This window comes from Desulfovibrio sp. MES5, from assembly GCF_002237645.1.
In the GTDB taxonomy this organism is placed as follows: Bacteria; Desulfobacterota; Desulfovibrionia; order Desulfovibrionales; family Desulfovibrionaceae; genus Desulfovibrio.
Window position 1 is genome coordinate 1 of sequence record NZ_MJUZ01000004.1, and the last position, 21,391, is coordinate 21,391.

General features: G+C 60.2%; 19 protein-coding genes. 8 read left to right on the forward strand and 11 right to left on the reverse strand.

Annotation, left to right across the window (positions count from 1 at the left end; translation table 11 throughout):
• Window positions 1-368 precede the first annotated feature (368 nt).
• Window positions 369-1,016, reverse strand: a complete 648-nt coding sequence (thiE, locus tag BCS36_RS01100; RefSeq protein ID WP_291301090.1) for a thiamine phosphate synthase — start codon at window positions 1,014-1,016, stop codon at window positions 369-371.
• A gap of 11 nt (window positions 1,017-1,027) precedes the next feature.
• On the reverse strand, window positions 1,028-2,023 hold the full coding sequence (locus tag BCS36_RS01105) for a DUF362 domain-containing protein (RefSeq protein ID WP_291301091.1): 996 nt from the start codon (window positions 2,021-2,023) through the stop codon (window positions 1,028-1,030).
• A 408-nt stretch (window positions 2,024-2,431) separates the two neighbouring features.
• Here BCS36_RS01105 and BCS36_RS01110 point away from each other — a divergent pair, with 408 nt between their 5' ends.
• Window positions 2,432-5,344 (forward strand): mechanosensitive ion channel domain-containing protein, encoded by a 2,913-nt coding sequence (locus tag BCS36_RS01110; RefSeq protein ID WP_291301092.1) that lies wholly within the window; start codon window positions 2,432-2,434, stop codon window positions 5,342-5,344.
• Window positions 5,345-5,451: 107 nt separating this feature from the next.
• Complete coding sequence (locus BCS36_RS01115; protein WP_291301093.1) at window positions 5,452-5,799, forward strand: cupin domain-containing protein; 348 nt, start codon at window positions 5,452-5,454, stop codon at window positions 5,797-5,799.
• A gap of 576 nt (window positions 5,800-6,375) precedes the next feature.
• Here BCS36_RS01115 and aldA read toward each other — a convergent pair.
• A complete protein-coding gene (aldA, locus tag BCS36_RS01120) occupies window positions 6,376-7,812 on the reverse strand; it encodes an aldehyde dehydrogenase (protein WP_291301094.1) in 1,437 nt (478 codons plus the stop codon).
• A 354-nt stretch (window positions 7,813-8,166) separates the two neighbouring features.
• A complete protein-coding gene (locus BCS36_RS01125; RefSeq protein ID WP_291301095.1) occupies window positions 8,167-8,358 on the reverse strand; it encodes a hypothetical protein in 192 nt (63 codons plus the stop codon).
• Window positions 8,359-8,465: 107 nt separating this feature from the next.
• Here BCS36_RS01125 and BCS36_RS01130 point away from each other — a divergent pair, with 107 nt between their 5' ends.
• Window positions 8,466-8,969 (forward strand): hypothetical protein, encoded by a 504-nt coding sequence (locus BCS36_RS01130; protein ID WP_291301096.1) that lies wholly within the window; start codon window positions 8,466-8,468, stop codon window positions 8,967-8,969.
• A gap of 252 nt (window positions 8,970-9,221) precedes the next feature.
• On the forward strand, window positions 9,222-9,659 hold the full coding sequence (locus BCS36_RS01135) for a DUF134 domain-containing protein (protein WP_291301097.1): 438 nt from the start codon (window positions 9,222-9,224) through the stop codon (window positions 9,657-9,659).
• A 156-nt stretch (window positions 9,660-9,815) separates the two neighbouring features.
• Here BCS36_RS01135 and BCS36_RS01140 read toward each other — a convergent pair whose 3' ends face one another.
• The 6 genes from BCS36_RS01140 to cutA form a co-directional block, all read right to left on the reverse strand.
• Window positions 9,816-10,475, reverse strand: coding sequence for a YbaK/EbsC family protein (locus BCS36_RS01140; protein WP_291301098.1), 660 nt, complete (start codon window positions 10,473-10,475; stop codon window positions 9,816-9,818).
• Window positions 10,476-10,563: 88 nt separating this feature from the next.
• Window positions 10,564-10,992, reverse strand: a complete 429-nt coding sequence (locus tag BCS36_RS01145; RefSeq protein WP_291301099.1) for a DMT family transporter — start codon at window positions 10,990-10,992, stop codon at window positions 10,564-10,566.
• Between the two features lie 36 nt (window positions 10,993-11,028).
• Window positions 11,029-11,172 carry a hypothetical protein gene (locus BCS36_RS01150; RefSeq protein ID WP_291301100.1) on the reverse strand — a complete coding sequence of 48 codons (144 nt, stop codon included), beginning with the start codon at window positions 11,170-11,172 and terminating at the stop codon, window positions 11,029-11,031.
• A 189-nt stretch (window positions 11,173-11,361) separates the two neighbouring features.
• The gene (locus BCS36_RS01155; protein ID WP_291301101.1) at window positions 11,362-11,802 is read right to left on the reverse strand and encodes a VOC family protein; all 441 of its coding nucleotides are present in this window, start codon (window positions 11,800-11,802) and stop codon (window positions 11,362-11,364) included.
• A gap of 77 nt (window positions 11,803-11,879) precedes the next feature.
• A complete protein-coding gene (locus BCS36_RS01160; protein WP_291301102.1) occupies window positions 11,880-12,833 on the reverse strand; it encodes a carbohydrate kinase family protein in 954 nt (317 codons plus the stop codon).
• 313 nt (window positions 12,834-13,146) lie between these two features.
• Window positions 13,147-13,479 (reverse strand): divalent-cation tolerance protein CutA, encoded by a 333-nt coding sequence (gene cutA, locus BCS36_RS01165; RefSeq protein ID WP_291301103.1) that lies wholly within the window; start codon window positions 13,477-13,479, stop codon window positions 13,147-13,149.
• Window positions 13,480-13,671: 192 nt separating this feature from the next.
• On the opposite strand from cutA, the gene nth reads away from it, so the two are divergent.
• A complete protein-coding gene (gene nth / locus BCS36_RS01170) occupies window positions 13,672-14,358 on the forward strand; it encodes an endonuclease III (RefSeq protein ID WP_291301154.1) in 687 nt (228 codons plus the stop codon).
• A 117-nt stretch (window positions 14,359-14,475) separates the two neighbouring features.
• Window positions 14,476-15,429, forward strand: coding sequence for a chemotaxis protein (locus BCS36_RS01175; protein ID WP_291301104.1), 954 nt, complete (start codon window positions 14,476-14,478; stop codon window positions 15,427-15,429).
• Window positions 15,430-15,726: 297 nt separating this feature from the next.
• Here the strand turns inward: BCS36_RS01175 and BCS36_RS01180 are convergent, their stop codons facing one another.
• The gene (locus BCS36_RS01180) at window positions 15,727-16,650 is read right to left on the reverse strand and encodes a MerR family transcriptional regulator (RefSeq protein WP_291301105.1); all 924 of its coding nucleotides are present in this window, start codon (window positions 16,648-16,650) and stop codon (window positions 15,727-15,729) included.
• Window positions 16,651-16,760: 110 nt separating this feature from the next.
• Between BCS36_RS01180 and BCS36_RS01185 the strand changes: the two genes are divergently transcribed.
• Window positions 16,761-18,239 carry an efflux RND transporter periplasmic adaptor subunit gene (locus tag BCS36_RS01185; RefSeq protein ID WP_291301106.1) on the forward strand — a complete coding sequence of 493 codons (1,479 nt, stop codon included), beginning with the start codon at window positions 16,761-16,763 and terminating at the stop codon, window positions 18,237-18,239.
• Window positions 18,240-21,359, forward strand: a complete 3,120-nt coding sequence (locus BCS36_RS01190; RefSeq protein WP_291301107.1) for an efflux RND transporter permease subunit — start codon at window positions 18,240-18,242, stop codon at window positions 21,357-21,359. It begins immediately after the preceding gene.
• Window positions 21,360-21,391 lie beyond the last annotated feature (32 nt).

Here is a 21,391-nt window from a genome sequence, read left to right on the forward strand (position 1 = left end):
GGAGGGACCCTTTTGCAAAAGGGTCCCTCCCCCACGCCCCCACCCCCTAAAACTCTTAGCGTAGTAGCGTTCTTGAGCATTTCGATTCTGAAGTGCTCTGGCGTCTGCACGCAGCCGCCAGTTATGCAGGCGTCAACGCAGTTTTTTGCGTTGGCAAACGCCCTAATGGGCATGGCCGCTCTGCTCTAAGGTTTTTTGGCCTGAAGCAGGGTCCCCAAAGCGTCTTTCAGTCCGCCATCACAAGATTATCCGCCTTGCCCCGCTGTGCGGCACACCTCGCAGGCGGCAGACGCACGAACAAAGGCGGGACGCCCTGTCAGCAACAGAGCGCCCCGCCTTTCGTAAAGCTGATTACCCTTGAACTTGTCCTAGCCGCGCAAACCCTCGGCCATGGCTTCGCGCACGGCCCTTACGCTGGCGGCGATATCAGGCGCGCCCACCAGTTCGGACACAAGGCAGCAGCAGCGCGCGCCATGGCGCGCCACATCGCCGATATTGCGGGTCTTGATGCCCCCAATGGCCACAAAGGGCAAATCACTATTGGCGGCAATCCAGTCCAGATAGTCAAAGCCCACGGGGGCCACTACGTCTTCCTTGGTTTGCGTGGCAAAGATGGGCCCCACGCCCAGATAGTCCGCCCCAAGACCCCTGGCCGCCAACGCCTGCTCCGGTTCATGCGTGGAAAGGCCGATGATAACGTCCGGCCCCACCAGGCTGCGCACCTCGGGCACAGGCAGATCCTCCTGGCCCACGTGCACGCCGTCAGCTCCGACCAGCATGGCTATGTCAATATGATCATTGACGATAAAGCAGGCTCCGGCCTCCCTGGTCAGGCGGCGCAGCAGGCGGCACTCCTCAAGCATTTCACCGCCCTTGAAGCACTTTTCGCGGTACTGCAAAATGCGCACGCCAGCCCCCAGCAGGGCTGAGGCCACTTCCTCAAGCGGGCGGCCCAAAGAAAGACGCGAATCCGTGATGGCATATATATCCGTTTCACCGGGAAGAATTCTGGGCATGTTCGGCTCCCTTATTTTTTTACGGCTGCGAGGACGCGGCGTATGCAGCTCTGCACAAAACGCGCGGGATGAAAGGACGTGTGGGAGAGTTCTTTGGGCAGCTCAAAACCGCGCGCGTCGAAATTTTCGGGCCGCAGCAGGGGAAAGGTCACTTCCGTGCCCGACGCGGCGCTGCCCTGCGCCTTGCGGCGCGCCAGGGCGGCTCCAAGAGGCACGGCCTCTGGCGCAAGCCCGAAGACGGCGTACAGGGCTTCATCCAGGGTCACGGCCGAAGCGCTGGCCCCCATCAAATGCAGCACAAAAGGCTTGCCGCCGGACGGCCCGGTGACATGCATGGCCACGCCGCCATCAGCCAGAGCCGCCACTGGCGGCAAAACGGCCCACAAAGCGGCCAGGCAGTCCGCAAAATACGTAGGGTCGCGCCCCTCGCGGGCATGGGCCACAGCCTTGTGCAGCCCGGTCACGCAGCCAAAACAGTTCTTGACCGCCAGGGTAAGCAGCATCTGGCTGTGCGCCTTGACCCGCGGCAGAGAAAGAATGAAGTCGCACTCCTGCACGGCGCGCGCCACATGAAAGCGCGTCGCGCCCTTGCCGGGATGCGCTGACCGGGAGCCTTGCGGCAGGGGCAGCGTTATGGGCACGGGTCTGTCAAGTTCGCGAACCTCGAGGCCCAAGGGCCGCAGGGCGCTCTCAAGCCCAATGGCGCGCGCCACTGACCTCGCACGGCCAAACCCCGGCGAATCCGCCACGGCCATCTGCGCGCCGTGGTCGCGCAGCCAGCGGCAGACGGCGGCCACCACCCCCGGCGAGGTGCACGCCAGCGGCCTGCCCATGAGCAGATTGGGCTTCACAAGCACCTTGGTTCCAACCTTGAGGGAGCAGGACTGCGCAATGCGGGCTGCGTCCAGCACTTCTCCCACCAGCTGGTCAAGGGAGCGGCGGTCGTAACCTTCGCAACGGGCAAGGGCCACAGGCACGGCATGGGCTGAAACTGACGGTTTTTCCATTGGCCGAATATGCCGCTGAGCGGTCGCCTTGTCCAGCCCCGGCCTCGCCCAAATACCTGCGCCAGCCCTGCAAACCGCTATTCCGCCCGATTTTTTTCGCATGGGTATGCCTCGCGCGGCTCTTTTTTGCGGCAGGCCCCCCCGCGTGACCACGCGGGCCGTTCACGAGCCCGCAACAACAACGCCGCGTCAGAAGTGGCGTGGTGCGAATACCGCCGCGTCAGGGGCGGCGTGGGGCAAAGGCCGCCGGGCTTCTGCCCCCCTTGCGCTCTTTTCAAAGTCTGGATCTTGGCGTATGCATTCAGAACGGTGTGATAGCAACGCTGTCACGCCATTTTCCTCAGCCCACGGGAGAAATCCCCATTCGGGCAGCGACTAAAAATCCGGCATATCCCCTTGAGGTTGTTCATGCACTCCATATCCCGTTTTCTTGCCTTCTTTCTGTTGATCCTGTGCTGTTTCATGACGGAACAGCGGGCACTGGCCGCCGACGCGGCCACGCCGCAAGAACCGGCCGCCACCACCGAAAAACCCAAGCAGGACAATGCCGCCCCCACAGGCGGCAGCCCTGCCCGTAGCGCTGATACAACGCCCGCGCCCGCCGCGCAGCCGGAACCCCCGGTTGCCGTGCCCGTAAGCCCCGAAGGCGTGCCCCCGGCCGCCTCCGCTTCGCCTGTCGCGCCCCCGGCTGACTCCGGCGCGGCAAGCGCCGCGCCGCAATCGGAAAAGGTGGAAAAGGCAGAAAAGCCGGAAAAAACCGAGAAAAAAGAGCCTGCCAAACCCAAGGTCGAAAAAAAGGCCCCAGCCAAGCCCAAGTCCGATAAAAAAGAAACCGCCGCGCCCAAGACCGACAAGGGTGAAGACCGCTCTGCCGGAGCCGACAAAAAAGAAGCCCAGAACGGCGAACCGGCGGCCGAGCCCGAAGAGGAAAAAACAGGCGTGCTGCACGACCCCTGGTCAATGGTCTGGAGCAACCAGCACAACATGCTTGATGAGGTCAACGCCAAGGCTCTGGCCATGAGCGACTCCTTTGGCGACCGCGCCTTCAACGTGAGCGAAAAGGTGCAGCCCTTTATTGAAGAGGCGCGCCGCCTGCTTGTGCTGAGCAATACCTACAAAAACTGGCCCAACGCTATGGAGGCCGTCAGCCGCCGTCTGACAGTGACCATCACGGAAGTGAACAAAATTCTCGCGCCCATGACGGCTGCACGGGGAGAATCGCAGTCCCTGCTTGAGCGCATCAGCTATCTTGCCGACAGCCTGCCCGAAGACCTGCACGATGAACGCCTGAGCTCGGAAATGCAGGAATACATCCGCTCGCTCGCCATGACCCGCCTGCGGCTCACTGCGGTGCTGGCCCAGTACGACACGGCACTGGCCCCTTCGCTGGCCCTGCTCAACCGGCTGGAAAAAACCCGTGAAGAAATCGCCACCCAGCTTCCCGCCCTCTGGAAGGACTATTACCTGCAAAAGCCGGTTCCCTGGCTCAGCGCATCGGCCTGGACGGATTTTTCCAAGCAGATGACCTATTCCTACCAGGGCATGCTGCTGCGCATCCCCGTTGAAATGCCTATCACGCTGGAAACCTGGGGCACGGCCATTCTGCGGTTCTTCGTCTGCCTGCTGTTCACGGGCGTCATTACCGTGATGTTCTCACGCCGCTGGCTCAACGAAAAATCCACCCCTGCCGTCAAGCACATCTTTCATGTAAGTCTGCCCTGGCTTTGCGTGGGCCTGGCCCTTCTTGGCAGTTCGCTGTCCGCGTCGGGCGAGTTTTTCAGGCTGTTTCTGGCATTCGGCAACCTGAGCCTCATCGTGGCCCAGATATATCTGGCCTGGGATCTGCGACGGCTCAAATACCCCGAGGTGCAGCTTGAACGCTCGCCCCTCTGGCATCTTATACCGCTGACTCTGTGCGCCTATGTGCTTTTGTACCTGCCGCTGGTCAAGCCGCTGGTGGTTCTCATCTGGATGGCCCTGCTCATCGTGGACATTGTCCGCATGCGCCGCCGCAAGGAACAGGACCTCGGCCCCCTGCACGCGGAAACGTCGGTGCTGGAAACAGAACCCGTGGTGCTGTGGATCTGCCTTGTCATGGCCATTTTCGGCCTGCACCTGTACAGTATGGTGCTCTATCTCTGCTTTGTGTCCTGCTCCCTTGCGCTGCAACTGTCGCTGGGCGGCATGAGCTTTGTGACCACCGTCAGCGAAAAACTGCCCCAGGAGGGCGTACGCGCCGCTCTGGCCCACATGGCCGTGGCCCTGGCCGCTCCCGTGGTGCTGGTTGTGGCCTTTATGGGCGTCACCCTGTGGGTGGGCACCCTGCCCGGCGGCCTGCCCCTGCTGCAATACTACATTCTGCGGGGCGTCAACGTAGGGGCCACGCAGTTTAACATATTGCATCTGCTCATGATCGTCAGCGCCTTCTACATCACGCGCACAGCCGTGAGCATGGGCTCGCGCTTTCTCGGCCGCCTGCCCAAGCAGGGCCTGCAAATAGACGCCACACTCATTCCCCCCATACAGACGGCGTTTTCCTACGCCCTCTGGTGTTTCTTCGGCCTTTTCGTGCTCAAGGCCCTTGGCATGGAACTCAGCAACCTCGCCATGGTGGCTGGTGGTCTTTCTGTGGGTATCGGTTTTGGCATGCAGACCATCGTCAACAACTTCCTTTCCGGCCTCATCCTGATTTTCAGCCGCACGCTGCAAGCAGGCGACGTGGTGGAAGTGGGCGGCACACAGGGGCGGGTACGCAAGATCAGCGTGCGCGCCACCATGGTGGAAACCTTTGACAATGCCCTGATCATCGTGCCCAACTCGGAATTTGTGGCCAGCCGCCTCATCAACTGGACGCGCAACAGCCGCACTGTGCGCAAGGAGATCAAGATAGGCGTCGCCTACGGCAGCGACACTGCCGTTGTCATGCGCATTTTGCTGGCCACGGCCAACGCCAACAGCAATGTGCTCAAGTATCCCCCGCCGTCCGTGAACTTTGCGGACTTTGGCGCCAGCACCCTTGATTTCAGCTTGTCCTTCTGGGTACGCGACTATGACGTGGGCACGTCCACCGCGTCGGACATCCGTCTGGAAATAGAAAAAGAGTTCCGCAAGCAACGTATTGAAGTGGCCTTCCCGCAGCTGGATGTCCACATCAAGGATATTGCGCCCCGCCTGAAAAGCGCCCGCCCGTCATCGGAACAACCGATAAGCAAGCGGCCCACCAGGCGTCCCCGGCGCAGGCCAGCCGCCCCGGCGGGAGCGGAAGGCGCAACGGCCAAGCCCGAACAGAGCAAGGCTGAGGATGACGAAGACGAATCATAGGCAAGGCAGAACGTGCCCGGCCTGGCCCGCCACCGCCCGGGGCCGTTTTGCGTCGCGGCTGCCGCCCCGCCAGGGCCGCAGCCAAACACAAGGCACAAGGAGAACATATGATCTATCGCGCTGACGCTCTGGACGGATTTGAAAAAGAAATGTTCGGCGGTCCCGGAACCACCAAGTTCACCAAGATCGTCAATGAGGACGGCCTCGCCGGCAAGGGACGCCTGTTCAACGTGGTGAACCTCAAGCCCGGCTGCGCCATTGGCAGCCACAAGCACAATGGCGAACTGGAAATCTACCATGTGCTCAAAGGCCAGGGAACCTATAACGACAACGGCACGTCCGTGCAGGTCAAAGCTGGCGACGTCACCGTCTGTAACGACGGCGAAGTGCACGGCATCCTCAACAGCGGCACTGAAGATCTGGATATGATCGCCCTTATCCTGTTTACGAAATAGCATCGGACAGCGCCCGGCAAACAAGTCTGCCGGGCGTGTCTGCCGGGTGTATGCCGGGGCAAGGTTTCGTTGAAATGCTTTGTGGGGGAGGGACCCTTTTGCAAAAGGGTCTCCTCCCCCACACCCCCACCCCCTAAAACTCTTGGTGTATTTTCGTATATGCCAATGAATTTTCTGGTCTGGGGGCAGAGGCAACGTCTTCAAGTGCATCTTCAATGGCTTCTGCCCAAAGGCTTGAACGCAAAAACACAGAAGAAGCCTTCCGGCTTCTCCTGTGTTTTTGCGTCTGCTGTTTTTTCGGTCTGCTGGCTTTTGGCCGATGGAGTTTTCTACAGCCCGATGCCAGGCGTTACGTGGGCATTTCACCTTGCCGTGCCCAGGCGACTGTTCCGCAGAGATCCGTTAATTCCTTCCATTCGCAAACTGCTCAAGACAGTGTCGTCACGAGATGAATTTTCAGTCATATCAAGGAGAACGAGCCTTTTATGCAGGGGGTGTACTCTGACGGCACTCGACCGGAATAAAAGGCGAAGTTCGACGCAGAGATAACTGTAAAGGCGCTCGTGACGACACTGTCTAATACTGAATGTAGGCAACGTGGGTCTGTAGATATTCCATAAGCCCGTGTTTGCCGTCGGCTCCGCCGATGCCGGACTTGCGCCAGCCTGCGTGGAATCCCTGCATGGCCTCGAAGTTTTCGCGGTTCACGTAGGTTTCGCCAAACTTCAGCTTGTTGACCGCCTCAAGGGCGTTGGAAATGTTGCTCGTGTAAATGGATGAGGTCAGGCCGTATTCGCAATCATTGGCAAGTATGATGGCCTCATCCAGTTCGCGGAAGGTCAGCATGGGCAGTACGGGGCCAAACACTTCCTTGCGTACGATCTCCATATCCTGACGGCAGTTGCGCAGCAGGGTCGGCGTGTAGAAATACCCGTTTCCCTGTGGCGCGCGTGCCCCGCCAGTGACGGTTTCCGCGCCGTCGGCCTGGGCGCGCTTGACCATGCCCTCTATCTTTTCAAGGTGCTCGGCGCTGATCTGGCTGCACATGTCGGGCGCGGGATCATCAAAGGGATTGCCCAGACGCACGCTGTTAAAGGCCACGGCCAGTTTTTCCGCGAACTGGTCGGCAATGCTCTCATGCACATACAGACGCTCTGCGCAGTTGCACACCTGACCGCTGAAGATGGTGCGCGAGGCAGTAACAGCCTTGACGGCCAGATCCAGATCCGCATCCCGGCAAACAATGGCCGGGGCCTTGCCGCCCAGTTCCAACGAAACCTTGGTTACGTTTTCCGCGCTGGCGGCGATAATGCGTTGTCCGGCCTCCACACTGCCGGTGAGCGAGATCATGTCCGCCTGTGGACTGGACGCCAGGGCTTCGCCCATGCTGCCGCCGCCGCCCGTGATGATGTTGAGCACGCCCGCGGGCAGATCCACCTCTTGGGCCACCAGCCTGGCAAATTCCATTGTGGTGGCCGGAGCCACGCTGCTGGGTTTGATGACGGCGGTGCAGCCCACCAGAAGGGAGGGGGCAACCTTGCGGGCCATGACAAAGAAGGGGAAGTTCCAGGGGCAGATGCCCACCACCACGCCTATGGGCTGGCGGTACAGCAGGATGTTTTCACGCGGGCGGTCGCTCTGGATGATCTCCCCTTCATAGATGCGCGCCCAACCGGCATAATAATCAAAGTAGTCTGCCGTAAAATCCACTTCCACCTGCGCCAGGGGGTGGGTCTTGGCCTGCTCCTCAGCGAGGATGCGCCCCAGATCAAGGCGGTGCTTGCGGATGACGGCGGCAAATTTTTTCAAATACTCCGCGCGGGCAGCCGAGGTCAGGGCGGCCCAGCCGCTCTGCGCTCTGGTGGCGGCCTCAAGGGCGGCCATGGCGTCCTCGCGCCCGCCATTGGGAGTATGGGCCATTATTTTTCCGGTTGATGGATTTTCCACTTCTATCATGGCGTCCGACAGACCGGGAACCAGTTTACCGTTGATGAACTGCAAATATGTACGCATGTTCGCTCCTTGGTTTGCACCAAGTTAGCCATAAAACAAAAATAAGGTAAAGCCGCCCGCAGACGCCGCAGGCCGCGCCCGTGCATGGCTCTTGCGCAAAAGTTTTCAGAATGATTGTCATTTTCATTTTTCACAAATATATAAGTCAACCTGTATACCCGTGATGTCCGGCGGAACCTTGCACTGCTGCGCTCTGGCAAAGGCTCGCCAGCACCATGCCCGGAGCGGTCCGCCGAAATCTTGCCTCCCCGCCGATCAGGGCGCGCCGGCCTCAGATGTGCCAGCACTGCGACCGCAGACCCGTTGGGGCTCCCATCCTCAGTGCGTCCTTCACGCGCGTGCCTGCACAGGCAGTCAGCGTGCACGTCTTCTCGGGAACATCTTGTACGCAGCCGCCAAAGCAATCCACCTGAGATAATTTCTGTGCCACAATATTTTTTCTTCCTGACAACCTGCCGTTTTTAAAAAATATCCTTGCCTGAGCGTACGTTTTTTACAGTCACCGCTCCAGACAATTTCCGGTTTTTGATTTTTTGTTATTGACATATGCCACAAATGAGCCTTACTTTGTTTTTGACATATGTCGACAATCGTCATGCGCCCAAGTGTGCATGCAACAAACAACAAACTCACCAACATCAAGGAGATGTTATATGTACAACGACAACCAGAACAATAATCAGGATTTCCGCCAGAATGGACGCGGCAGGCGCGGCGGCCGTGGGTGCAACGGTCAGGGCTATGGTCAGGGCATGGGCATGCGCCAGAATGGTCAGGGCATGGGCCGGGATGGCCAGAACACGGATATGCCCCAGGATGGTCAGGGCATGGGCATGGCCCAGTGCCGTCGCCACGGCGGCCACGGCGGCCGCGGACGCAACGGCCAGGGCTATGGACAGGGCATGGGCATGCGCCAGAATGGTCAGGGCGCGGGCCAGGATGGGCAGAACACGGATATGCCCCAGGACGGTCCGGGCATGGGTATGGCCCAGTGCCGACGCCACGGCGGCAACGGCGGCCGCGGACGCAACGGCCAGGGCTATGGACAGGGCATGGGCCAGTGCCAGCGCCGCAGCGGCAATGCCATGTCCCAGGGCCGGAACACGCTCCCTGACTCTGCCCCCGCCACCCCCACAGGTGACGGCAAGGACGATTAAGGGTATCCTGACGTCATTGCCGGTTCACATCGCCTGATGCTGGAGCAGTTTACGAATGAAATGCGTTGGCTGCTCTGCAAGGATTTTCAGAAAAATCCTTGCCGCGAAATGCGAGCAGGCAGGCTTTGCCTGCCGTACACGAGCATTCCAAGTGTTAAATGCTCTCAAAGGCCGCTCCCAACCGGGGCGGCTTCACAAGTTACCGAGAGAAGCCCCATGCCAAGACCCAAAAAATGGCGCAGAGTCTGCTGCATGCCCCAGAGCACCTGCTTTGGCCCCATGGCCGGGCCTGACGGCAGCCCCGTGCCGGAGGGGGGCGCATCCGGGCGCGGCATGCGCCCCGGCGGCGGCCCCGGATCGGGCCACGGCGGACGCGGAAGACACGGCGGCGGCCCCGGATCGGGTCACGGCGGGCACGGCATGCACGCTGAAGCTGTGGTCATGACTGTGGATCAGTATGAAACCGTCCGCCTGATAGATCTGGAGGGATTTACGCAGGAAGCCTGCGCCGAAAAAATGGAGATCGCCCGCACCACCGTGCAAAGCATCTATGCGGAGGCGCGCAAAAAGCTGGCCGATGCCCTGGTCAACGGCAAGATGCTGCGCATAGAGGGCGGCGAATACAAACTTTGCGAAGGTTCGGACCAGCCCTGCGGCCATGAGGGCTGCCATCACAAGCGGCGCTTTTAGAGCATGCGGCGTTGAAAAAAGTCACATGCGCCAACCCTGTACGAAAGTGCAGCGCGCAGAACCTCTAAGACCCCCAGAAGTGGCCAGCGACAAGGACACATCTCGCCCCGTTTTGCTCATTGCATCCCGCCATGTGCATCCCTGCGTCCGGCCCGCTCAGGCGGGCTGCTCCTCCTTGCACACATCAACCCAGGTTCCCCCGGTGATGCGCTCAAGCTCGTCCAGCGTTACCCGCACCGCATTATTGGGCGCGCCAGCTGCGGGGTATACGGGGTCAAAGCGCCTGAGGCTCGCGTCAAGATACACGCGCACGGTGTCGTGCAGTGCAAAGGGGCAGACGCCTCCCATGGGATGCCCCACCATGTCCAACAAATCTTCGGGCTTGATGAATCGGGGCTTGCAGCCAAAAGCATCCTTGAACTTGCGGTTGTCCAGCCGGGCCGTGCCCATGACGACCAGCACTATGGGGCCATCCGCACCCATGACGGAAAGGCTCTTGGCAATACGCCCCGCCTCGCACCCCACCGCCGCTGCGGCCAGATCCACAGTGGCGCTCGACACCTCAAATTCCATATAGGCCTCAGCCAGACCGTGACTTGCCAGCACGGCCTTTACCGCGTCCACACGCATGATCCATCCTTGGTTGTATGTCTTGTCGCAGGCAGGCAAAGCCCTTTTGAGGGCAGCCATTCTCAAAGCTTCCGGCACGCCCGCTACAGCGCCCAGCGGCCAGATAACCAGCGTCCGCGCTTCATGCAAACGCCTTGCGCATTCCCGCCGCGTTCCTTTTTGACGCCGCGCGGCCAGACTGCGCATGCAGGACCGTCTCCTGCCCGCGCCAGAGTTGCCGCTGCCCGGCACCCTTTGCGCGCATGGGCAGAAGGCCCAGCCTGACGCCTTTTACCTAACGCCGAAACACCAGGGCCAGCCCGGCCAGCACCAGAATAAAGCCCAAAAGCCTGCGCCAGTCAAACGGCGTCACAGGCACACTGAACCAGCCGTAATTGTCAATAATGGCCGCCATAAGCAGATTGCCAAAAATCATGGCCATGGCCGTCGTCAGCACCCCAATGCGCGGCACGGCGATAATGGTGTTCAGCACCATGATGGCCCCGAAAATGCCGCCAATCCACTGCCAGGAAGGCGCTTCTGTCAACCGCCATATTTGCCCGCGCCCAAAAAAAAGCGTGGCAAGCCCAAGAAACAGCGCACCGCAGGCAAAAGAGACGAAGCTGCTTTCCAGCACGCCCACTGTACGGCTCAGGGCCGCGTTGATGGGCGATTGCATGGCCGTCAGACAGCCCGCCAGAATCATGAAAGTGACATACAGCATAACTCCTCCGGCAAAGTCTGAAAAAGAATCCCCGGATCAAAGCGCGATTTCACCCTGAAACTGCTCTGGCAACTGCACGCGCAGACGCTCGCCGTACCATGCCTGGGCGGCGGCGTGAACCGGCGTCCGACAGGGCGGCGTAAACAGAGCGTGGGGGTTTGCCGCAAGGTCTGCCGCCATTGGCGGCATCCTCCTGCACGGCGGATCAGCGCACGGCGCATAAAGACGCCCTGTCGTTGCCTGCCGCCGTCAAGCACAGCGGCTGGCATGCGACACACTTTTGAGCGTGCATACGCCCAAAGGGCACTCCGCTTCAGGGGGACGGCTTACTTCCGTCCACGTCCCGAAGTGCTGCGCCCGCACGGCGGGTTACTGGCCGTCCCGCAGAAAAGGCGTGTGGGCAATGGCCATGAGCAGGCCTTCCGGGCTGAGAAAACGGGTAACGGTCTGCCCCCAGGGTTCCAGTTGCAGTCGTACCAGCAGGGTGTAGCCGTTTTCTTCCAGCAGTTGGGTGGCCGCTTCAATATCTTCCACATCCATTTCAAGCCACGCCTGCGGCGCCGGAAGATGTTCCGGCCACTGCGTGCTGCCAAAACAGGAAAGCGCGGCCTTGTCCAGCGGCCAGAGGGCAAAATGCTTCACTCCGTCCACAGCCTGCGTGTGCCAGTATCCGTCGTAGCCCTCGGTATGTTCAAGCGGCAGGCCGAGCATATCCCTGTACAGATGCTCGCTCTCCTGCTGCCTGCTCACCACGGGGCCGAAGCCTGAAATAAAAAGCACCTTTATGCCTTGCGGCAGAGTATGCTGCATGCCGTCTCCTACCGGCCCGAGCGGCGAGCCGGGCGCGATGCTTCTACGCCGCCCGGCCGCCTGATGGGCAAATATTGTTAGATGCCCAAAATGCCCTTGGGCATCGGCCCGAAAACAGCCTCGTAACGCTGGCAAAAGTCTGCGGGCGTAAACATATGTTCCTGCGTGCCCAGTTTTTCCAGAGCAAAGCTGGCGCTGACGGAACCAAGCATGGCGGCTTCCGGCATGGCAAGACCATTCACCAGCCCCTTGATAAGCCCCGCGCGGTGGGCGTCGCCCGCACCGGTGGGATCCAGCACCTTGTCAATGGGCACGGGCGCGATGCGGATGTTTTCGCCATTGCCGCGCACCTGTGCGCCTTCCGCGCCAAGGGTGGTTACAAGCCACTGGGTGCGCGCCGCAATCTCATCTTCGCTCTTGCCCGTGGCCTTGCAGATCATGTTCAGTTCATAGTCGTTGGTGATGCAGGCCAGCGAGCCTTCAATGGCGTCAAGCAGTTCCTGGCTGGTGAGCACGGGCAACTGCTGGCCGGGATCAAAAATATAGGGCACGCCCTTTTCACGGTACAGGCGGGGCAGGCGACGCATGTCGTCCACATTGCCGGGAGACACGATGGCGAGGTCCTGCCGGGCGTCAAGGCCGGGAAAATCATACTCTGCGGGCAGGGACATGGCTCCGGGGTAAAAGCCGGTGATCTGGTTGCTGTTCATGTCTGTGGTGATATAGCACAGGGCCGTGAACACGTCGTCCGCACGGCGGATGCCGTTCAGGGGCAGGCCTTGGGCGGTCAGCGTCAGGGCGTAGGATTCGAAATCGCGTCCGGCCGCCGCCACAATCACAGGCTTTTCGCCTAGCAGGGCAAGGGTATAGGCAATATTGCCCGCGCAGCCGCCACGCCTTTCGTCCATGGCGTCCACCATGAAGCTGACATTGATCATGTGCAGCTTGTCCATGAGGATATGATCCTGAAAATTGCCGGGAAAGGTCATAATGCGGTCAAAGGCCAGCGAACCGGAAACGTAAATGGCCATAGGGTCCTCGCGTTATATGATGAAAAACATACTGAAATGCCCCCTCGGGCTCGGGCGACTCTGGCGACGCTGGCATTTGCGGGCAAAGGCACGCGCCATAACGACATAAGCGCCAGGTATCCGCGTTGTCACGCGTCGAAACGGGCGCTTTCAATCCTTGAGAACATACATTCTCAAAAAATTTTGCTCTCGAGCAGTTAACGAATAAAATGAGTTCACTGCTCTGCATGGATTTTTTTGAAAATCCTTGCCACGAAATGCGAGCAGGCAGGCTTTTGCCTGCCGTGCGCGAGCATTTGACGTGTCACATGCTCTAGTCCTCTGCGGGCGCGGCCGGACGGCTGTTTTCCCTGATCCAGTCCAGAAAAGGCCCGTGCCCCGCCTCAATGGGCACCGCCACCACGCAGGGGACCTCATAGCTGTGCAGGCGTTTTACCGTCGCCTCAAAGGCTGGCAGGGCCGCACGGCTCACCTGGGCCACAAGCAGATGCTCCTCGGCGTCATGCACCTGACCGCGCCAGCGGTATATGGAGCGCGCGCCGGGCACAATGTTGACTCCGGCGGCAAGCCCCTCCCCCACCAGCGTTCTGGCAAGAGCAAGGGCAAGCGCTTCATCGGGAGCAGTGACGTAAACCAGAAAGGACATGATCGTTCTCCGCCTGTGGGGATCTGGCGGCAAGTTTATACGCAAACGCGTAAAAAAACAAAGGCCGGGCAGCCAGGGGCAAATTTGCGGCGGAAGGCGATTGCCATGTCGCATTTCTGCGACTGGCCGCCCTGGGCCGCCGCATCCTGCGTAAAACTTGCGGGCAGCTTGCGCCTGTGGCATATGTCAGCCATGAGCACGAAGAACACCCGCCCGGCCCGGGCGAAAAAAGTTCTTGAGGCGCTGCGGACCCGCTACCCCCATCCGCATACCCATCTGGACGCCGAAACCGCCTGGCAGCTGCTGGTAGCCACGGTGCTGGCCGCCCAGTGTACAGACGCCAGGGTCAATACCGTCACCCCGGAACTGTTCCGCCTCTGGCCTGGCCCCAGAGAGATGGCGAAAGCAGGCATTGAAGAAATAGAAGCGGTTATCCGCCCCACAGGATTTTACCACAGCAAGGCCAAAAATCTGCTGGGCGCGGCTGCCCGCGTATGTGAAGTTTACGGCGGGCAGGTGCCCAAAACCCTTGAAGAACTCATCACCCTGCCGGGCGTGGCGCGCAAGACGGCCAATGTGGTGCTGTTCGGGGCTTTTGGCATCAACGAAGGGCTTGCTGTGGACACGCACGTGAAACGCATCAGCTACCGCCTTGGCCTGACTGAAGAAACCGACCCGGTGCCCATTGAGCGCGACCTTATGAAGCTTTTTCCGCGCGAGGACTGGGGCGATGTGAACCACCGTATGGTCTGGTTTGGCCGTGAAGTGTGCGAGGCGCGCAAGCCTCTGTGCGGCCAGTGTGAAATGGCGGCGTTCTGCCCAAAGCTCGAGCCCCCCAAAACGCCGCGTCCGCAACGCAAGAAAACGGTTACGCCTTAAGATTTCGGTTTTCTGGTCGATGAGAAGAGCAGCGCCAGACTGTTTGCCCCAGGCGCCCCCCCACGTTTTGTACAAGACTCAGCCGCTCAACCGGCTCGGATAGACAGGAAGAAAGCCATGTCGCAGAACAGCTTGCTCAACGTCAATAACAATGAACTTGAGATCATTGAATTTATCATCGACGAGAAGCAGCCGGACGGCAGCTCCTACAGCGGGCACTATGGCATCAACGTGGCCAAGGTGCTTGAAATCATTCGCCTGCCCAACATCACCAGCGTGCCCAGCAAGTGCGACCCTTCGGTGCTCGGCACCTTCAATCTGCGGGGCAAGGTGCTGCCTATCCTCAATCTTGCCACCTGGCTTGGCAAAACCATGGCCGAGGAGTCCAACGCCAAGGTTATTGTAACGGAGTTCAGCGGGGTGCAGGCGGCATTTCTGGTTTCGTCCGTCACGAGCATCCACCGCATGACCTGGGATCGCATCGAACCGCCGAACCAGTACGTGCAGACCTACTCGCGCGACAGCATCACCGGCGTGCTGCGCATCCAGGATCGGGTACTCTTCATTCTGGATATGGAAAAAATTCTGGCCGGCCTGGACAGCACGCTGGACATGTCGCAGGTCAAGGTGGACACCTCGCCCGTTGAGGGCGCGGCCCAGTTTCATCTGCTTGTGGCCGACGACTCCAATTCACTGCGCCACATCATCAAGTCCTCGCTGCAAAAATCCGGCTTTCAGGTCACGGCTGTGGCCAGTGGCCGTCAGGCCTGGGATTTTCTGCAAAAAACCCGCGACGAGGCCCAGGCCCAGGGCAAGGAACTTACCGACATCGTCCATCTGGTCATTTCGGACATCGAAATGCCCGAAATGGACGGTCACATGCTCACGGCAAAAATACGCGACACTCCCGGCATGAGCACCCTGCCCGTCATCCTTTTTTCTTCGCTCATCACCGAGGCCCTGTACGCCAAGGGCGTCAAGGTGGGGGCAGACAAGCAGGTGTCCAAACCCGACCTGCCCGGCCTCAGCAAGATCATTCGTGAGCTCATTGCCGAAAAGCTGAACAAATAACCGCCCCCAACAGGCGCGTGCTGTTTTAAAAAGCCCCATTGCAGCCACTTGCGCTGCAATGGGGCTTTGAGCGCTTTGTGGGTGGGGGAACGGGCAGCACCGTGGCCAGAGAGCCATTGTCCAAGCTTTGAAGCGCTTTGTGGGGGAGGGACCCTTTTGCAAAAGGGTCCCTCCCCCACGCCCCCACCCCCAAAAACTCTTGTTCTAGCGTGCGCGTAGGCAGGCTTTGCCTGCTGGGCACAAGCATTTCAAGTGGTAAATGCTCGTGCATGGTACCCTTGAAAAAGAGTACGCGCTCTACTCCTGCCCCTGAGACTGTCCCCGGGCCTGTGCCTGTCCCTGCTTCTGGGCCTGTCTTTGTTTCTGGGCCTGATCCCGCTTCTGTGCCTGTCCCTGCGCCTCATTTCCGGTGACGCATACCGGAACGCAGTACTTAGCCACATATTCCATGGGATTTGTGGAAACGATGTAGCTGGCCATGTCATAGCCATACACGTGGCCATTGATGACCCAGCCGCGCCGCTCGATGTCGTCCACCATGCGGCTGTAGGCATCTGCATGATTCTGGGTATCACCTTTATGGTAAAACCTCGCATACAAACCGGCAGGGCGGATGTACAGATTTTCGCGTCTGGTTTCCCTTGATGCGCCGCAAAAAAAATAATCCACAAGATACGTACGGTTGGCAATCTTTTCCTTTTCCATCATAACACCAAGGGGCATGGGCACAGGACGCCCCTGCGCTTCATACTTTTCAAATAGTTTGACGAATATTTCAATGGAGCTTTCTTCGGTCGCCTGGTCTTCCTCGCTCACGGGCGTCATTTCAAGGCGCTCTTCGGGCATTTCCACAAGGTCCAGAACGTCATAGCTGGCGTTCAGCGCTTCATGGCCAAAGGCTATGGTCGCTTCGAGCATTTTTTCCCTGGCGGCCATACGCATGCGCTCTCGGTGCAGGAGCCGTTTTTTTCCCTCAAGATGCGTCAGCAGGCCCGCCGGGTCAGGCTCCTGCATGAAGGCGCGTATCTCCTTCAGCGAACTGCCCGTTTCCTTGAGCATGGTCACCATGTCAAATTCATAAAACTGCCCGATGGAGTAGTGCCTGTAGCCATTTTCCGACACAAGGCGCGGCTTCAGTAATCCTTCCTTGTCATAAAACAGCAAGGTGTCTTTTCGCGTTCTGCACAGTCTGGCGAATTCTCCCGTGCTCAAATACTTCATGCGTCCCCCTTGACTCTGGAGTTACTCCATACCTTATGCTGACTGACGCTACCGTGAAAAGCAAGACAAATAGCCAATAAATAGCGCAGCTCCTGCCTCAAGAGGAAACGATGACCATGCCCCCAAAAACCACGAATCCCCGTAATTCCCGACTTTTCACCGCCCTCGCCGCCCTGCTCTGCCTCTGTCTGGCGCAGGCCGGTTGCAGCGATCAGGAGCCCCCCGCAAGCGACACGCCACAGGCGCGCTATCTGCCCGTGACCCCCGAACGTCTTGTACTGACCAGCGAACTGCCCGGTCGTGTGGCGGCCCTGGTCACGGCCGAAGTGCGCCCGCAGGTGGATGGCATCATTCAGCAACGTCTGTTTGAAGAAGGCGCGGTTGTAGACAAGGGACAGACGCTTTACCAGATAGACCCTGCCGTCTATGAGGCAGCCAGAAACACCGCCAAAGCCGAGCTGGAGGAAGCCCAGGTGCATGCGGCGGCCCAGCAAAAACGCGAAGCCCGCGTCAGGGTGCTGGCCAGGGCCAATGCCGTGAGCCAGCAGGAACTGGACGACGTGCAGGCCGAACTGGGCCGGGCCAGGGCGCGCGTGGCCAGGGCGCGCGCCGCGCTTGAAACGGCGGAGATCAATCTTGACTACACGCGCATCAAGGCTCCTGTGGCCGGAAAAATCGGCAGATCCGCCGTCACGCGGGGCGCGCTTGTAACCGCCAACCAGACAAGCCCCCTGGCGGTCATACAGCAGATCGACCACGTGTATGTGGACATCACGCAGCCCAGCGCCAACATGCTGCGCCTGCGCCGCCTTGCCGCGTCCCTTGGCCCCGCCTGGGGAAAGGGGGCCAGCGGGGCGCGCCTTATTCTTGAAGACGGCACGCCCTACGCCGCGTCGAATGCAACGGGTGCGCCAGATGTGGCGGGTGCAACAGATTCGCAGAATGCAACGAATACGGCGGCGCCGGGGGGAACGCCAAAAACGCCTGATGCTGCGGGAGAAGCGGAGGCGGCGGGAGCACCGGACATACCTACTGCGGCGGCGCCGTACGCCGCGCCAAATGCGCCTGATCCAGCCAATGCGGCAGGGGCCGAACCGCACTGGATCACGGGCGACCTGCTGTTTGCGGAAATAAGCGTGGCCCAGTCCACCGGCAATGTGAGCCTGCGCGCCCTGTTTCCCAATCCCGAAGGCCTGCTTTTGCCGGGCATGTATGCCCGCGTGCTGATCGAAGAAGGCGTCATCGAAAACGCGCTTCTTGTTCCCCAACGCGCTGTCATGGCTGACAGTGAGGGACGCCATTTTGTCATGACCCTGCAAGGCCCTGAAACGCCGCCATCCGGCAAGGACGCGACCCCGGTCTTTACGGTGCAGAGAAAAAATGTGCAGCTTGACCGCCCCCACGGCAACCGCTGGCTCGTGCGCTCCGGCCTTGAAGCTGGCGACCTTGTGGTCATCGAGGGGCTGCAAAAAGCCGTGCCCGGCGGCAAGGCCGCCGGAACCCTGTGGCAGGCGGGGGCCAGCGCGCAAGTCAGCGCGCAGCCCAGGGCCGACACGCAGGACAGCCACAACAATCAGGATGGACGATAGATGGCCGCCTTCTTTATCAACCGACCCATATTCGCCACCGTACTGGCCATCCTGCTCATGCTGGCCGGGGGTCTTGCCCTGCGCAACCTGCCCATTGCCCAGTACCCCGACATTGCCTCGCCGCAGATATCCATCTTCGGGCAGTACCCCGGCGCTTCGGCGGCAACCGTGGACCAGAGCGTGACCCAGCTCATCGAACAGCAGATGAAGGGCATCGACAATCTGCTCTACATGCACTCGTCCAGCGACGCTTACGGCAGCGTGGAAATGGTCTTCACCTTTGAGGCGGGCACCAATATCGACATTGCCCAGGTGCAGGTGCAAAACAAGTTGCAGCAGGCATTGCCCATGCTGCCAGAATCCGTGCAGCGTCAGGGCTTGCAGGTCAGCAAGGCGGTGGAAAACTCCTTTATGACCATAGCCTTTTATGTCGATGACGCCTCAATGAGCGCGGGCGAAATCAGCGACTATGTGGCCAGCAACCTCATCGACCAGCTCAACCGTGTGGAGGGCGTCGGCTCCACCACGCTCTACGGCGGCGTCAATGCCATGCGCATCTGGTGCGACCCGGCAAAAATGGAGCAATACCACCTGAATCCGCAGGACATTGTGGCCGCCGTGCAGGCGCAGAACGCGCAGGTGTCTGGCGGGCAGACAGGCGCAGCGCCCGCCCTGCCGGGGCAGGAAACAAGCATCACGGTCAATGCCGCGTCGCGCCTGCAGACAGTGGATGCATTCCAGCGCATACGCCTGCGCACAGAGGCTGACGGTTCCATACTGCGGCTCGGTCAGGCGGCCCGCGTGGAGATCAATGAAGAAACTTTTATGGGACAATCGCGCTTCAACGGCCACCCCGCCGTGGGCGTGGCCGTAAAGCTGGCATCCGGGGCCAACGTCATCAAGACCACGGACGCCATCAAGGCCGAGCTGGCTTCCCTCTCACGCTTTTTTCCTCAGGGCATGCAGTATTCTTTCGCAGACGACAGAGCCCCCATTGTGGAAAAATCCATAAGCTCGGTGGTGCGTACCCTGCTGGAGGCCGTGGCTCTTGTGGTTGCCGTCATGTTTCTGTTTTTGCAGAGCTTCCGCTCCACGCTCATTCCCGCCATCACCGTGCCTGTGGTTTTGCTGGGCGTGTTCGCCGTGCTGTCGCTGGCGGGTTATTCCATCAACACCCTGACCATGTTCGGTATGGTGCTGGCCATCGGCCTGCTGGTGGACGACGCCATTGTGGTTGTTGAAAACGTGGAGCGCCTCATGCGGGACGAAATGCTCAGCCCCAGGGAAGCCGCGCTCAAGTCCATGCGGGAAATCACGGGCGCGCTTGTGGGCGTTGCCGTGGTCATTTCGGCGGTTTTTGTGCCCATGGCCTTCATGTCCGGGTCCACAGGCGTCATCTACCGCCAGTTTTCCATAACCATCGTCACGGCCATGGTGCTGTCGGTACTGGTGGCCATTGTGCTCACGCCCGCCCTGTGCGCCACCATGCTGCACAGGCACGCCATCGGCCAGGGCGAAGGCCTGTTTGGCCGCTTCAACCGCTGGTTTGACCGTCTGACGCGGCGCTACGCCGTCAGCCTGCGCCCCATGCTCGACAAACCCAAACGCTGGGTCGGCTTTTTTGTGGCGGGCCTCGCTGTATGCGTTGTTTTGCTGTTCCAGTTGCCCGGCGCGTTTTTGCCGGAAGAAGATCAGGGCATACTTTTTCTCGATATCCAGTTGCCGCCGGGGGCCTCTTTTGAGCGCACGGCCAAGGTGCTGGCGCAGGTGGAAGACTATTTTCGCCAGGACGAAAAAGAAGCCGTGGAGAGCGTCTTTACTGTCATGGGCTGGGGCTTCAGCGGCACGGGCCAGGGTTCGGGCATGGCTTTCGCCCTGCTCAAGGATTGGGGAGAACGCGGCAAGGGACAAGGGGTTTTTGACATCATGAACAGGGCCAATGCCCGGTTTGCGGACACTCCCGAAGCCCAACTTTTTGTCATGGCTCCTCCTGCGGTTATGGAACTGGACAATTCTTCCGGCTTCAGCATGCAGCTGATGGACAGGGGCAACAGGGGGCACCATGCCCTCATGGCCGCCAAGGACGCCCTGCTGCAAAAGGCCGCCGGGCAGAAGGCCATCGGCTCTGCCCGGTACAGCGGCCTGGATGACGCCGAGCAGTACCGCCTTATTATCGACAGCGACAAGGCCGGAGCCCAGGGCCTGGACATGGCCGTGGTCAACGGGGCCATCGGCGCATACTGGGGCGGGGAATACATCAATGACTTTGTGGACAAGGGGCGCACCAAGAAGGTGTACCTGCAGGCGGAACCGGCCTTTCGCTCCAGCGCGGAGGACTTCCGCCGCTATCATGTGCGCAACAATGTGGGAGAAATGGTCCCCTTTGCCAGTTTTATTGATGTGGAATCCATCAACGCCTCGCCCAAGCTCACCCGCTATCAGGGCGTGCCTGCGGTGAAGATTGAGGGCGACGCCGCGCCGGGGCAAAGTTCCGGTCAGGCCATGAAGGCCATGACGGCCAGCGTCAAAGACCTGCCGCCGGGATTTGACTTTGCCTGGACAGGACTATCTTATCAGGAGATGCTATCGGGTGATCAGGCCCCCATGCTCTATGCCATATCCCTGCTGGTGGTCTTTCTCAGCCTCGCGGCCCTGTATGAAAGCTGGAGCATCCCCGTATCCGTGCTGCTGGCCGTGCCCACCGGCATTGTGGGCGCGCTTGCCGGGGCCTGGCTGCGTGGGCTGAACAATGACGTCTACTTTCAGATCGCGGTGCTGACCATTGTGGGCCTTTCCGCCAAAAATTCCATTTTGATTGTGGAATTCGCCCGCGCCCAGCACAGGGCTGGCAAAAGTCTGGCAGCCGCCGCCATTGAGGCGTCACGGCTGCGGCTGCGGCCCATCATCATGACCTCCCTGTGCTTTATTCTGGGCGTCATCCCTCTGGCGCTGAGCAGCGGAGCCGGGGCCGGAGCGCAGAACGCCCTGGGCACTGTGGTGATGGCGGGCATGCTTACGGCAACCGCGCTTGGCATCTACTTTACGCCGCTATTCTTTGTCCTGATTGTAAAATTGCTGGGCAGACCATTGGCCGGAGGCGGCAACCAGCAACAAAGTTGAAGCTGCGGCGGCAGCGCCCCTGGCGCTGCCGC